Below are 13,689 nucleotides of genomic sequence, written 5' to 3'. Positions count from 1 at the left end.
ACGGAGGATAATCGAACGGTGCCCACCTACCGAGACGAAGCAGTGATCCTGCGCACCCACAAGCTGGGTGAGGCGGATCGCATCGTCACCATGCTGTCGCGTCAGCACGGCAAGATCCGTGCGGTGGCCAAAGGCGTCCGGCGCACGTCGTCGAAGTTCGGGTCGCGCCTCGAACCGTTCATGGTGGCCGACGTGCAGCTGTATCAGGGACGCTCGCTCGACATCGTGCAGCAGGCGGAGTCGCTCGGCTCCTACGGTTCCGACATCGCGGCCCACTACGACCGGTTCACATCGGCGAACGCGATGGTCGAGACCGCCGATCGGCTGAGCGACTCCGAGGCGACGCCCGAGCAGTACCTGCTGCTGGTGGGCGGGCTGCGTGCGCTCTCGCGGGGCGAGCATTCCCCCAGGAGCATCCTCGACTCCTACCTTCTGCGCGTGATGGCACTGTCGGGATGGGCGCCGTCTCTCGGCGACTGCGCACGATGCGCCGCCCCCGGCCCGCACGCGCACTTCGTCGGTCAGCTCGGAGGCGCCGTATGCGTGAACTGCGCGCCGGCCGGAAGTCCGAAGGTGGCAGAGAAGACCCTGTCGCTGCTGCGATCCCTCATGACCGGAGAGTGGGAGGCGATCGATGCCGCGCCTCACGCGGACAACGCCGCGGCATCGGGCCTCGTCGCTGCCTATGCGCAGTGGCACCTGGAGCGCGGCATCCGCTCGCTGGCCCACCTCGTGGCCGACATCCCTCGAGAAGGAGCACGGTGAGCCCCAAGCCCTACACCCACAAGGATGCCGTCGCGTATCGTCCGCTCGACTGGACGGGCGTCCACCCGCCGGCGTTCCGAGCGGTGCCCGAGCACGTCGCCATCGTCATGGACGGCAACGGCCGCTGGGCGAACCGCCGCGGACTGAACCGCGTCGAGGGGCACAAGGCGGGGGAGGAAGTGCTCCTCGACGTCGTCGCCGGTGCGATCCAGGCAGGGGTCAAGCATCTCTCCGTCTACGCGTTCTCGACTGAGAACTGGGCCCGGTCTCCCGAGGAGGTGCGCTTTCTCATGGGGTACAACCGCGACGTGCTGCACCGTCGACGTGATCAGCTCAACGAGTGGGGCGTGCGCGTGCGATGGGCTGGACGCAAGCCCCGGCTGTGGGGCAGCGTGATCAAAGAGCTGCAGTACGCGGAGCAGCTCACGAAGAACAATGACGTGCTCACCCTCACCATGTGCGTGAACTACGGCGGGCGTATCGAGTTGGTCGACGCGATGCGCGCGATCGCCGCCGATGTCGCGGCGGGACGGGTGAAACCGAACGCGATCACCGAGAAGATGATCCGTCGCAACCTCTACGTGCCGGACATGCCCGACGTCGACCTGTTCCTGCGCAGCTCCGGCGAGCAGCGCACCTCGAACTTCCTGCTCTGGCAGGCGGCTTATGCCGAGATGGTGTTCCTCGACACGCTCTGGCCCGATTTCTCTCGCGAGGAGCTCTGGCGCGCGATCGGGGTCTACCTGTCCCGCGATCGTCGTTTCGGCGGGGCGATCGACACCCCTGACGCTTCCGCCTGAGCCCGCAGCCATCGTTCTGTCTCTCGCGGGTGGCGCAGCCGGACGATGAGAAGATGGGGCTGCTCGCTCACGACGCCGGGCATCCGCTCGGTCCACTTGTGCAGCGTTAGCGTCTGCCAGGCGATGATGTTCTCCTCGGGATCTCCCGAGAACATCCGCCAGATCGGCTTCTCGACGTTGCCGTTCCACATGCGGGTGCGCAGGATGCTGCGCCCGAGCGTGCGCCGCAGCAGACGTGCCCGGACCACGCGATACGGGTAGTCCAGCCAGATCACGACCTTCGCACGAGGAGCGAGGATCTCATCGGTTCCCTTGCTCGTGTACTGCCACTCGGTGACCCAGCGGTCCTCCGCAGCGAAGGCGCGGACGTCGTCGAGGAAGGACGGCCGTGGAGTCCAGTTCTCACCGTGGAAGAGTCCGTCGATCTCGACGTGACGCAGATCCCAGAGGTCGGCGATGCGTCGTGCGAGCGTCGTCTTGCCCGATCCTGTGACACCGGCGATCAGCACTCTCTCCGGCCGAAGCGGCAGCGGATCGTCGGCGGAGAGCATCTGAGAATCCTAACGACGGAATAGCCCATAGGTGCATGCGGTTGGATGTCAATGTGAGTGAAGCCATCTCGATCGACATCTGGTCCGACATCGCCTGCCCGTGGTGCTACATCGGCAAGCGCAACCTCGAGAAGGGTCTCGAAGCCGTCTCCGGCGACGACGATGCGCCGCAGGTGAACATCACCTTCCATTCGTTCGAGCTCTCGCCCGACACCCCGGTCGACTTCGACGGAGATGAGATCGACTTCCTCGCCGGTCACAAGGGGATGCCGCGCGACCAGGTCGAGCAGATGCTGTCGCACGTCACCGGAGTCGCCGAGAACGCCGGGCTCGCGTACCGCTTCGACCTCCTCCAGCACACCAACACCGTGAAGGCGCACGAGCTCCTTCACTTCGCGAAGGCGCAGGGTGTGCAGCACGCGATGGAGGAGCGGCTGATGTCCGCGTACTTCACCGAGGGCAAGCACGTCGGCCGTATCGACGACCTGGTCGAACTCGCGGTCGAGGTCGGACTGAACCCGGACGACACGAGAGAAGCACTGGTGTCCGCTCGTCACCTCGCCGACGTCCGCCAGGACCAGGCGCAGGCCCAGGCCTATGGGATCCAGGGCGTGCCGTTCTTCGTGATCGACGGTCAGTACGGAATCAGCGGAGCGCAGCCGCCCGCAGCGTTCGAGAACGTCCTGCGTGACCTCTGGGCCAAGCGCGGTGAGACCGAGCCGGAAGCCGAGACGGCCGCGGTCTAGCGGGTCAGCGCGGCTTCGATCGCGCCGACGATCTCGGGGTCGTTCGGCTTCTGCTTCGGGCGGAAGCGGACGACCTCTCCGTCGGGAAGCACCAGGAACTTCTCGAAGTTCCACTCGACGCGACCCGCCTTGCCGCCGGCATCCGGAGTCTCCTTGAGCGTCTTGTAGAGATCGGTGGCGTTCTTGCCGTTGACCTTCACCTTGTCGTTGATCGGGAAGGTCACACCGTACGTGGTCGAGCAGAACTCGAGGATCTGATCGACCGATCCCGGCTCCTGCCCGAAGAACTGGTTGCAGGGGAACCCGACGACACTGAACCCGCGGTCGCCGTACAGGCGCTGCAGCTCCTCGAGCTGCTCGTACTGCGGAGTGAGGCCGCACTTCGAGGCGACGTTCACCACGAGGACGACATCGGCACCCAGATCATCGAGTGTCTTCTCGTTGCCGTCGGCGTCTGTGAAGGGGATGGAACGGACTGCGGGATCGGTCATATTCACAGCTTAGGTCGATGCGCCGAGACCGGCTCCGTGTCTGGGAGAATGGAGGGGACATGACTCTCGCCACCGCCTCAGCTCGCACCCTCAACATCGGTCCGATCGCCCTCGACGTGCCGGTCGTCCTCGCACCCATGGCGGGTATCACGAACACCGCGTTCCGCAGGCTGTGCCGCGAATACGGTGCGGGGCTCTACGTGAGCGAGATGATCACCTCGCGCGCGCTGGTCGAGCGCAACGAGACCACGATGCGACTCATCCGCCACCACGAGTCCGAGACTCCGCGGTCGATCCAGCTCTACGGCGTCGACCCGCACACGATCTCCGAGGCCGTCCGCATCATCGTCGCCGAAGACCACGCCGACCACATCGACCTGAACTTCGGATGCCCGGTCCCCAAGGTCACGCGCAAGGGCGGGGGAGCGGCGCTGCCGTGGAAGAGCTCTCTCTTCTCGCAGATCGTCACCCAGGCGGTCAAGGCGGCGGGCGACGTGCCCCTGACCATCAAGATGCGCAAGGGCATCGATCCCGACCACCTCACGTTCCTCGACGCCGGGCGCGCTGCCGAAGACGCCGGTGTCTCGGCCATCGCGCTGCATGCGCGGACGGCGAGCGAGTTCTACTCCGGCTTCGCGGACTGGAACGCGATCGGCGAGCTCAAGCAGGCCGTCACCAGCGTCCCCGTGCTCGGCAACGGCGACATCTGGTCGGCCGACGACGCCGTGCGCATGATGCAGCAGACCGACTGCGACGGAGTCGTCGTCGGACGTGGATGCCTCGGTCGTCCCTGGCTCTTCGGCGAGCTCGCGGCGGCCTTCGGCGCGGAATCGCATCCGGTCGACGCGACCCTCGGGTTCGTGGCCGATGCCTTCCGTCGCCACGCCGAGCTGCTGGTCGAGTTCTTCGAGGATGAGGACCGCGGATGCCGCGATGTCCGCAAGCATGTCGCGTGGTACTTCAAGGGCTATCCGGTCGGCGGCGACATCCGGACGGGGCTCGCGACAGCATCCAGCCTCGCCGAGATCGACGAGCTGCTCGGCCAGCTCGATCATTCGGCGCCGTACCCCGGCGCCGATGCCGAAGGACAGCGCGGTCGGTCCGGTCGCCCGAAACGCCCGGCGCTGCCGGACAAGTGGCTGGAGTCGCGGGAACTCGCGGCGTCGGCCTCAGAGATGATGCGAGGGGCGGAGATCGAGAACAGTGGCGGCTGATCCTCAGGCATACCCGGCTCGCGGACGCTCGGACGGATACGACCCGCGCGATGCCGAGCGATTCTTCGCCGAGACCCATCGATCCGAACGAGACGACTTCGCCCGCGACCGTGCGCGCGTGCTGCACTCGGCGGCTCTGCGTCGACTGGCCGCGAAGACCCAGGTGCTCAGCCCGGCCAGCACAGCCGATTTCGCCCGCAATCGTCTGACCCACTCGCTCGAGGTCGCCCAGGTCGGACGCGAACTCGCCACCGCACTCGGAGTCTCGGCCGATGTGGTCGACACCGCGTGCCTCAGTCACGATCTCGGACACCCTCCCTTCGGGCACAACGGCGAGCGTGCGCTCAACGAGTGGGCCGAGCCGATCGGCGGGTTCGAAGGCAATGCGCAGTCGCTGCGCATCCTGAGCCGTCTCGAGGCCAAGGCGATCGACGACGACGGGCGCTCTGTCGGACTCAACCTGACGCGAGCCAGCCTCGACGCGACCTGCAAGTACCCGTGGACCGCCGACAGCCCCGTGCCCGACCCGGGAGGTCGACTCAAGTTCGGCGTGTATCCCGAGGACGAGGCGGTCTTCCGGTGGCTGCGCGAGGGAGTCCCCGGACGCCGACGCTGCATCGAGGCGGAGATCATGGATCTGTCCGATGACATCGCCTATTCGGTGCACGACTTCGAGGATGCGATCGTCAACGGCTACGTCGATGTCGCGCAGCTGTCCGATCCGCGTCAGCATGAGGCGCTCATCGACCGCATCCAGCAGTGGGTCGGGTACGACTTCACCCGCGACGACCTCGCCGATGCCCTGTATCGACTCGCCTCCCAGCCGATGTGGCTGGAGTCCTTCGACCGATCACGGCATGACCTCGCCCGGCTCAAGAACCTGACGAGCGACTTCATCGGCCGCTTCGCGAGAGCAGCCGTCTCGGCGACACGTGAGGCATACTCCGGTCCCGCTCTCGTGCGCTACAACGCTCACGTCGTGGTGCCGCGGGTGATCGAGGCTGAGATCGCCGTGCTCAAGGGCATCATGGGGCAGGCGATCGTCACGATCGATGCCCGTAAGGGCGTATACAAAGAGCAGCGGCGGGTGCTGAAGCGTCTGGCCGATGCCCTCTGGTCGACCGACGCGCTGTGGTCTGCCGGCGCGGACGTGCTCGAGCCCGCCTTCTCGGCGGACTTCCTCGCGGCGACGAGCGACGCCGAGCGCGCCCGCGTGATCGTCGATCAGATCGCGAGCCTCACCGATCAGAGCGCGATCGACTGGCACAACAGGCTCGTCGGCGAGATCGACCCTGCGGAGGTCGGGATCTGGACTCCGAGACATGCGCGACCGGGTGCTCGTCAGCACACCCCGCGTCAGGCGGTCATCGAAGGGGTCGGCTGATGCCCCGCATCCGCCAGGCCGACGTCGACGAGGTCAAGGCCCGCACGAACATCGCCGACATCGTCGGGGAGCGCGTCGCACTCAAGTCCGCCGGAGTCGGCTCGCTGAAGGGCTTGTGCCCGTTCCATGACGAGAAGAGCCCCAGCTTCCACGTGCGGCCCCAGGTCGGCTACTACCACTGCTTCGGATGCGGTGAATCGGGTGACGTCTACTCGTTCCTGCGCGAGATGGACCACGTCAGCTTCACCGAGGCCGTAGAGCGACTGGCCGGCCGCCTCGGCTACGCGCTGCACTATGAAGACGGCGGGTCGGCACCGGAGACGAGCGGACGCAGTCGTCTCTATGCGGCCAACACCGCCGCCGCCGAGTACTTCCGCGGCCAGTTGCTCACCGCCGATGCGGAGGCGGGACGCCGGTTCCTCGGGGAGCGCGGCTTCGACGCCGGCGCTGCCGCGCACTTCGGCGTGGGGTTCGCGCCGCGCGGGTGGGACAAGATGTTGAAAGCCCTCACGGCTCAGGGGTTCACGCGCGAGGAACTGAGTGCTGCCGGTCTGGTGTCGACGGGTCAGCGCGGCGTCTACGACCGCTTCCGCGGCCGCCTCGTCTGGCCGATCCGCGACGTCTCCGGTCAGACGATCGGGTTCGGTGCGCGCAAGCTCTTCGAAGACGACCAGGGGCCGAAATACCTGAACACACCTGAGACGCCGATCTACAAGAAGGCCCAGGTCCTGTACGGCCTCGATCTCGCCAAGCGCGACATCTCGCGGGGCGATCCTCGCAGGGTCGTGGTGGTCGAGGGGTACACCGATGTCATGGCGTGTCACCTCGCCGGCCTCACGACCGCGATCGCGACGTGCGGCACGGCGTTCGGAACCGATCACATCAAGGTGCTCCGCCGGGTGATGGGCGACGACAACGCCTCCGGAGAGGTGGTCTTCACCTTCGACGGCGACGAGGCAGGTCAGAAGGCCGCGCTTCGCGCCTTCACCGAGGACGATCGCTTCAACGCGCAGACGTTCGTGGCTGTGGCGCCCGACGGCCTCGACCCGTGCGACCTCAGGCTGCAGCGCGGTGATGCCGCCGTGCGCTCCCTCATGGAGACCAAGCAGCCGATGTTCGAGTTCGCGATCGACAGGAAGCTCAGCGGCTTCGACCTCTCGACGGTCGAGGGCCGGGTGGGCGCGCTGCGCGCGGCAGCGCCGATCGTGGCGGAGATTCGCGATCGTCTGCTGCGACCCGGATACGAGCGGGTGCTCGCGCGAAGGCTGGGCATGGACCCCACCGAGGTGCGCAACGAGGTCGAACGTGCCGCACGTGGGGGAGCGCAGTCCGCGCGGCACGAGGCGGCCAGGCACGAGACCTCGATCGACTCCGCCACAGGGGCGCCGGGCATGGCTCCGGTCACTCTTGCGAGCCTGCCGCGAACCGCGGATGTCGCGGTCGAACGCGACGCGCTGATGGGCGCCCTGCAGTACGGTCACCAGATCGATCAGGCGCTGCTCACCCGCGCCCTCAGCGCTCCGTTCCGCACCCCGGGGCTCGACGCCGTGCGCGAGGCCGTCGCGGCCGCGGCTGACCGCACCCGCGCCGGTTGGGTGACGGATGCCGTGAACTCGGTGCGTGAACCCTACCGATCGCTCGCGGGCGAGCTGCTGATGACGCCGTTCCCGGCTCGCAACGAAGACGGCGCCGTCGCCTCGACGACCGATCTCGCCAAGCGGCTCATCATGCGCATCCTCGAGCACGAGAAGCAGGAGCTCCTCGGTGCCGTGCAGCGGGTTCCCGCGGACTCGGACGGCGGGCGCGCCCTGCGGATGCGTCTTCGCGACATCGACGTCGAGCGTCAGCGGTTCGCCGAGTCGTAACGCCGGCTGTCAGGCGCGGCAAGGCAGGATGGAGGAATGTTCTCCCGGCCCGAATCGACCAACGCGATCGACAGCTCTGATCTGGTCATCGATCGAATCGGGCACAGCGGCCCCACCCGCGCGATCGACGGGGTGAGCTTCGCTCTCGCACCGGGCGAGCTCATCTGCGTCGCCGGCCCGACCGGCTCGGGCAAGTCGACGCTCGTCGCGGCGCTGGCAGGATCCACGGATCCGTCGGTCCGGGTCGTCGGAGGCAGCGCTCAGGTGTGCGGAGTCGACATCCGCCGGCCGGGTCGCAAGCATCGCCTGCTGACCTACCGCACGGGATTCGTTCCGCAGGGCGCCGGTGCCGACCTCCCTCCCCAGCTCACGGTGAGCGAGATCATCTCAGAGCCGATCCTGATCCGCGAGAAGCGGGTCAATACCCAGGCGCTCTCCATCCGCGTCGCGACGCTGCTCGACGAGTTGCACCTGCCTCTCGGAACAGCCGCGAGGTTCCCGTACGAGTTGAGCGCAGGCATGCGTCAGCGTGTGGCGATCGCGCGATCGTTCGTGCTCGAGCCCTGGGTCCTCATCGCCGACGAGATCCTCGCCAACCTCGATCTCGAGGTGCGGCCCGTGGTGTTCGACGCGATCACCCGTCGGCGCAAGGAGCAGGGGATGGGCGCGCTGCTGGTGACGAACGACGCCGACTTCATCCGTGAGCTGAATGCGGAGACGCTGATGCTGCGCGGGGGTCACGTGGTCGCCCGCGGTGTCGGCAAGGACCTGCTGTGGGCGCCCAACGCCGAGGCGGATTCGGGCCACTGACAGGGGCGCGGACGACACGCCCGACCTGCGGCCCGTGTCACGACCACGCTCCGGAGTTTGCTAGGATTGACGAGTTGCCCGCACAGCGGAGCACATTCCTCGGTAGCTCAATTGGCAGAGCAGCCGGCTGTTAACCGGCAGGTTCTTGGTTCGAGTCCAAGCCGGGGAGCCAATGAGAAGGCCCGGAGATCCTGAGTAAAGTCAGGTTCCGGGCCTTCTCCCTTCCCGCCGCCGAAATCAGGAATCAGCGCGATTTCAGCGCTCGTTTCTGCGAGGCGATGTCGGAGAGATCAGCCAAGATGGTGCTATGGCTTGGAAACGGCGTGGCGCAGACCCGACACAACTTGAAGCTCTACATCCCGGGGTGCCGTCTTGGATGCGCTCCAAAGTGCTCGACTGGGCGGATGCCGTTTCGCGGAAGCCGGTGTACAGCATGTACAACACACTCGACCCCGATGAACAGATCATGCAGGAGTACGAGACCGCCGTTCGGAGACCGACTTCGCTCGTCAACCTCTTCATCCGCGACGGTGTGGAGGGGGTGTATGAAGCGATGGAAGAAGAGGAGTTCGTTGATTTTCTGGACTTCCTCGTCTACCGCGTTGGCAATGATGAGGCTGCCGACGATGTCCTCGGGTACCTCGAAGCAATATTGAGCGATGGAGGATCAGAATGGCGCGTGGGCCTCCGCGACGGCCACGCCTCCCTCGAGAGACGTGTGCCCGAGGGCGTCGTGCTCGCCGCCGACAACACGATTGCCAACTCCGGCTCCGCGGGTGCGCTGCTCGCTGAAGCTTGGCATGCCGCGTTCGGCAGAGACCCGGATCCGGAGGAAGCCTACGAGAAGTCGATCAAGGCTGTCGAAGAAGCTGCCGCGAAGATCGTGACGCCCAACAACAAGAAAGCCACACTCGGTACGATCGTGCGCGACCTAAAGGCGCAGAAGGACTGGAAGCTCGACCTGCCGACACCGGACGCAGACGTTGCGGTGAAGATGGCGGATGCGCTTTGGGTCGGCCAGGAGAGTCGCCATGGCGGTAACGGTTATCGGAAGCCGACACAGGCTGAGGCAGAGGCCGCCGTCTTGTTGGCCGTGCCACTCGTGCACTGGTTCACGTCGGGTGCGATGGCTAGACGGCCCGGCGTTCCATCGGCGTGACGTTAGACCTTGCGTAGATGTCGTCGAACGGCATCGAAATGATGTCTTCTTCCGGGGCGTGGCCGTAGCGGTCCAGCGTGAACGCGTAGCTCGCGTGCCCCATCCACTCCTGCACCTGCTTGTCTGAGTAGCGCCGGGAGTGGACCAGCGTCGTCGCGTAGAAGTGGCGGAGGTCGTGCCAGCTGAAGTCCTCCAGCCCGAGCCGCTTCAACACCGGTTTGAAGTAGTACCGCTTCAGAGATGCGATGTCGAACGGACGGTCGTAGTCCAGCCCTGCTGGGTGGCCTTTAGTTCCTGGCTGTCGTCCGGGCCAAAGGGGTGCAGTCGGGTCGTGGCGGTGTGGGTGCGTAGCGAGGTAGTCCTCCAGCTCCTGTTTCAGCGGCCCTGACAGTGGCGGGTGACGAACGCCCGCTTCTGTCTTCGTTTCCGCGTCGGCATGGTTCTGCCGCTGCTTGGACACCGATACTCGGCTCGCCACCGCTCCCATCATCGTGGTCACATCGCCGATGCGCAGCGCAGCCTGCTCGCCTGAGCGCAGCCCTGTGAACGCCGCGAAGCGCAGAATGAGACCGTTGGGCTCGTGCTCGTCCATCAGCTCTCCGATGCGGCGCACCTGCGGCATGGTGAGGAATGGGCGGCGCTTGCGCCGGGTGCGAGCCTTGATGATGTGCGAGTACGGGTTCGTCGCGATCAGCCCTAGTCGCAACGCGAAGTCGAACGTCTTCGACAGCGTGACCCCGGTGTTGTGGACGGTGCTATCCGAAAGCGGCTGCTTCGTGCGGTCAGAGGTCTTCTCGCGTAGCTCGTTGTACCAGGACTGCACGTCCATCACCGAAATTGAGTTGATGGGTCTGCTACCCAGGGTCGGATAGATGTGCAGGCGATACGCCATCTCGTCGTTGCGCCGAGTGCTGTGAGTGAGGTCGCGGACGGTTGTCGCAATTAGCTGTTCGGCAACCTCCCGCAAGGTCTGGCCGCGCCGAGCCAGAGGAGTACGGCCAGCGGCTCGCCTGAGCTTCACCACCGCGCCCAGGAGGATGGCGCGTAGCCAACGAGAACGCCACCGGTTGGGTAGCTCCCGCCCGGTGGCGTTCTATGTGGTGAGAGGGCGGGAAAAGGCTGACGGTCGCCAGGTGCGGGCCAAGTGAACCGCATCGGGCTGGCATACTTCCACTATGCCTACTCTCGACCCAGCCCCGCGGAGCATCCAGTCTGTGTATAACTGGCACGCAGCAGGAGAGCTCTTCGTGAACCGTCGGTACCAGCGAAAGCTCGTGTGGACCCAGGTCGAGAAGCAGAAGCTGATCGAGTCGATTCAGAACCAGTACCCCGTACCGGCGATCTTGCTCGCGGAACGAGACGAAGGCGGGTACGAGATCATTGATGGTCTCCAGCGCCTGTCCACGATCATCTCGTTCATTGAGAATGGGTTCTCCGCGCTGGACGGACGATTCTTCGACATCTCACACTTCACGGGCGCTCAGGTTCGTGTCGATGAGGGTCTTGTCGAGACCAAGCAAGACGCTGAGAAGCTCAGCCAACGCGAGGTCGGAACGTTCTTGGACTACGTGATGGCGATCACGGTGATGCGGGACGCATCCGAGGCTGAGATTGATGACGTGTTCCAACGCATCAACACTTACGGACACCGCCTTAGTGATCAGGAGAGGCGTCAGTCCGGCGTCCAGAATGAATTTGCGACCACAGTGCGTGAGCTTGCGACGACGATGCGGGGCGATGTTTCGACCGATGTGCTTCCGCTGTCAGAGATGCCCTCGATCAGCATTGACCTACCCATGACCAAACACGGCTACCGCGTGCAGGCGGAGGACGTTTTCTGGGTCAAGCATGGAATTCTGAGATCGACTGACCTTCGTGACTCGCTCGACGAGCAGTACATCGCAGACATCCTTGCTTCAGTAGCAGGAGGCACGATCGTTGAGCGGTCGAAGGCCGCTCTAGACGAAATCTACGACGCTGGATCGACGGAGAGCACGAGGGTCGAGGACGCGCTCCAGGTGTACGGCGCGGATACCTTCTCCGACGAGTTCAAGTTCTGCATAGATGAGATCGAGAAGGTTTGCTCGACGGGATTGAACACTAAGCTGCGCGACTTGCTTTTCACTTCGCCCAACACGAACGGGTTCCCTTCCGTCTTCGCGATCCTGTTCTTCGCTTTCCACGAACTTCTAGTCAAGGGCAACAACGTTGTTGCCGACTACGCGGGCCTCAAGACTGGGCTGACCGGAATGGCAGTCCATGTGTCAGCGAAGGCCACGAGTACTGAGAAGCGCGTTCAGAAGGTCAACTTGGTAAAGGGCCTGATCCAGCCGCACCTTGTTCCAGGCAAGGCCACAAACATCTACGGCAGCCAGGCCGTAGCCGACATCGATGGACTCATCCAGCGTTCGCAGATTGAGCTTCCTCACTACGAGTTGAAACAGGGACTGCTGACGCTGGCACCGACCGGCCGCGGTCTTGATGCAGGGATGATACCGAAGCTAGTTCGTACGATTTGCGCAATCGCGAACAACGGCCCGACCGCGGGCGCGATCGTTTTGGGTGTGGCTGACAAGTCCTCCGACGCAGACAAGATCAAGTCTCTCGACGGAACCGAGCCGCGCAGGGTTGGTCCTCGGTACGTTGTGGGTGTTGATCGAGAAGCCGCGTTCCTCGGCGAACAAGTTGAGGATTACTTCAGCCGTATCAAGGACGGGATCAGAAATTCCTCGTTGAGTGAGCCTCTCAAGTCCGACGTCCTCGCCTCGATCGATTACAACAACTACTACGGTCTCGGTGTCATCGTTATCGGCGTTCCGCCGCAGCGAGGCCCGGCGTCTGTGGGAACAGAGTTCTACTTCCGAAGCGCGGACCAGACTATGCAGGCGGCGGGCGCGGACATAGTCGCGATTACCCAGCGCTTCTGATTCGTAGAACAGAGCCGACTGGTGGTGTCGGCGGTTCGTGCAATGCTGACCCCACGCCGCGATGGGCGCGGCAGAACTGGGGACATCGATGTCAATTCAGGTCACGCACGTGCGTTACGGGAGCACCCGAAAGACCGAAGATGAGATCGTTCGCTACAAGTGGCATGGTCTCGAAACGAACGAGACACGCGACAACGACAAGTCCAGCCTCGTGGCTTGGGTTGAGGGCGGCGGCAAGGCCTATGTCGGGAGTGGCAGCGGTCGATCCCAAGTGGGCGTTGTGAAGCCAAGCAACGGCCAGCCGTATCTCCGCACCTACGCTGACGGGCAGTGGAACAACAATCTCCTGAGCCTGCCCACCTTCTAGCGCTACGTCGCTCGGCAGACCGGCCTCTCAACCGCAGAACGCCCCGACTGTCCCGGTGTACCGGCGTCGGGGCGTTCTGCGTGGGCAGGTGGTGGCTCAGTCCTCCCAGGGCAGCGGCTCGTCCACGACGTATGCGTCGCTCATCCAGGCGAGGAGATGCTGGGCCACCATCACCTCGAACGCGGCGAGAGTGGGGCGGCGTTCCATAGTCTTCTAGAACTCCCGGACTGCGGTGAACGCGGCGGCGGCGGCGTTGACGTAGTCGTTGCTCCACTCCTCGCCGCCGTACTCTTCCATGAGGCGGCATCCGGCTTCATCGATGGTTGCCAGGCGGATCGGCTCTGCGGTGGTGCTCATGGTGTGTCCCTTCGTCAGGGCCGCTCGGTGCGGCGTTGGGACAACCTTCCGACACAGTTCCACGCGGGTCAAAGGAGAGCGCGGTTCAGCGCCCATTCAGCGCTCTTGTTCGGATGCGATCAGTTACGACAGCTCCCGCTTGTTGACGACAGTCACCCTCGAACCCGCGGAAACACGCGGGACACGGGGAACATTCGCTCGCAGGCGGGAACAGGCGAGAGGCACACCAACTGCCTGTTAACCGGCAGGTTCT

The 13,689-nt window shown here is 64.9% G+C and carries 14 protein-coding genes and 1 tRNA gene; 11 read left to right on the top strand and 4 right to left on the bottom strand.

All coding sequences use genetic code 11. The annotated features are described in order from the left end of the window. The first annotated feature begins 18 nt into the window (after positions 1–18). Entirely contained in the window at positions 19–765 is a 747-nt protein-coding gene (gene recO / locus AKG07_RS05360) for a DNA repair protein RecO (protein WP_053096502.1), read from the top strand. After that, positions 762–1,565, top strand: a complete 804-nt coding sequence (locus AKG07_RS05355) for an isoprenyl transferase (protein ID WP_053096500.1) — start codon at positions 762–764, stop codon at positions 1,563–1,565. Before recO ends, AKG07_RS05355 begins: the two co-directional genes overlap by 4 nt. On the opposite strand, the gene AKG07_RS05350 is transcribed toward AKG07_RS05355, so the two are convergent. Beyond that, complete coding sequence (locus AKG07_RS05350) at positions 1,505–2,116, bottom strand: AAA family ATPase (RefSeq protein WP_053096498.1); 612 nt, start codon at positions 2,114–2,116, stop codon at positions 1,505–1,507. The genes AKG07_RS05355 and AKG07_RS05350 overlap by 61 nt on opposite strands. A 53-nt stretch (positions 2,117–2,169) precedes the next feature. Here AKG07_RS05350 and AKG07_RS05345 point away from each other — a divergent pair, with 53 nt between their 5' ends. After that, complete coding sequence (locus AKG07_RS05345) at positions 2,170–2,862, top strand: DsbA family oxidoreductase (RefSeq protein WP_053096496.1); 693 nt, start codon at positions 2,170–2,172, stop codon at positions 2,860–2,862. Here AKG07_RS05345 and AKG07_RS05340 read toward each other — a convergent pair. Then, positions 2,859–3,353: a glutathione peroxidase gene (locus AKG07_RS05340; RefSeq protein WP_053096494.1), complete on the bottom strand. Its 495-nt coding sequence runs from the start codon at positions 3,351–3,353 to the stop codon at positions 2,859–2,861. The genes AKG07_RS05345 and AKG07_RS05340 overlap by 4 nt on opposite strands. Before the next feature lie 59 nt (positions 3,354–3,412). Between AKG07_RS05340 and dusB the strand changes: the two genes are divergently transcribed. The 6 genes from dusB to AKG07_RS05310 all read left to right on the top strand — a co-directional run bounded on the left by dusB (position 3,413) and on the right by AKG07_RS05310 (position 9,785). Then, positions 3,413–4,567, top strand: a complete 1,155-nt coding sequence (gene dusB, locus AKG07_RS05335; RefSeq protein WP_053096491.1) for a tRNA dihydrouridine synthase DusB — start codon at positions 3,413–3,415, stop codon at positions 4,565–4,567. Further along, on the top strand, positions 4,557–5,951 hold the full coding sequence (locus tag AKG07_RS05330; RefSeq protein ID WP_053096489.1) for a deoxyguanosinetriphosphate triphosphohydrolase: 1,395 nt from the start codon (positions 4,557–4,559) through the stop codon (positions 5,949–5,951). The genes dusB and AKG07_RS05330 overlap by 11 nt, the downstream gene beginning before the upstream one ends. Further along, the gene (gene dnaG / locus AKG07_RS05325) at positions 5,951–7,816 is read left to right on the top strand and encodes a DNA primase (protein ID WP_053096487.1); all 1,866 of its coding nucleotides are present in this window, start codon (positions 5,951–5,953) and stop codon (positions 7,814–7,816) included. The genes AKG07_RS05330 and dnaG overlap by 1 nt, the downstream gene beginning before the upstream one ends. Positions 7,817–7,852: 36 nt before the next feature. Continuing rightward, positions 7,853–8,626 carry an ATP-binding cassette domain-containing protein gene (locus AKG07_RS05320; RefSeq protein WP_053096485.1) on the top strand — a complete coding sequence of 258 codons (774 nt, stop codon included), beginning with the start codon at positions 7,853–7,855 and terminating at the stop codon, positions 8,624–8,626. A gap of 96 nt (positions 8,627–8,722) precedes the next feature. Continuing rightward, positions 8,723–8,798 (top strand) — tRNA-Asn (locus AKG07_RS05315). A gap of 204 nt (positions 8,799–9,002) precedes the next feature. Next, entirely contained in the window at positions 9,003–9,785 is a 783-nt protein-coding gene (locus AKG07_RS05310; RefSeq protein WP_053096482.1) for a hypothetical protein, read from the top strand. Here AKG07_RS05310 and AKG07_RS05305 read toward each other — a convergent pair. After that, positions 9,757–10,806: a tyrosine-type recombinase/integrase gene (locus AKG07_RS05305; RefSeq protein ID WP_150115078.1), complete on the bottom strand. Its 1,050-nt coding sequence runs from the start codon at positions 10,804–10,806 to the stop codon at positions 9,757–9,759. The genes AKG07_RS05310 and AKG07_RS05305 overlap by 29 nt on opposite strands. Positions 10,807–10,960: 154 nt before the next feature. Between AKG07_RS05305 and AKG07_RS05300 the strand changes: the two genes are divergently transcribed. Continuing rightward, positions 10,961–12,712, top strand: coding sequence for a DUF262 domain-containing protein (locus tag AKG07_RS05300; RefSeq protein WP_053096478.1), 1,752 nt, complete (start codon positions 10,961–10,963; stop codon positions 12,710–12,712). A gap of 88 nt (positions 12,713–12,800) precedes the next feature. Continuing rightward, entirely contained in the window at positions 12,801–13,079 is a 279-nt protein-coding gene (locus tag AKG07_RS05295) for a DUF3892 domain-containing protein (protein WP_082297833.1), read from the top strand. A gap of 213 nt (positions 13,080–13,292) precedes the next feature. Here AKG07_RS05295 and AKG07_RS17810 read toward each other — a convergent pair whose 3' ends face one another. Continuing rightward, positions 13,293–13,436, bottom strand: coding sequence for a hypothetical protein (locus AKG07_RS17810; protein ID WP_171821922.1), 144 nt, complete (start codon positions 13,434–13,436; stop codon positions 13,293–13,295). Between the last annotated feature and the right edge of the window lie 253 nt (positions 13,437–13,689).

Source organism: Microbacterium sp. CGR1 (assembly GCF_001266755.1).
GTDB lineage: Bacteria > Actinomycetota > Actinomycetes > Actinomycetales > Microbacteriaceae > Microbacterium.
Note: the sequence above shows the minus strand (reverse complement) of the source record. Positions and strands in the feature narration are given on the sequence as shown.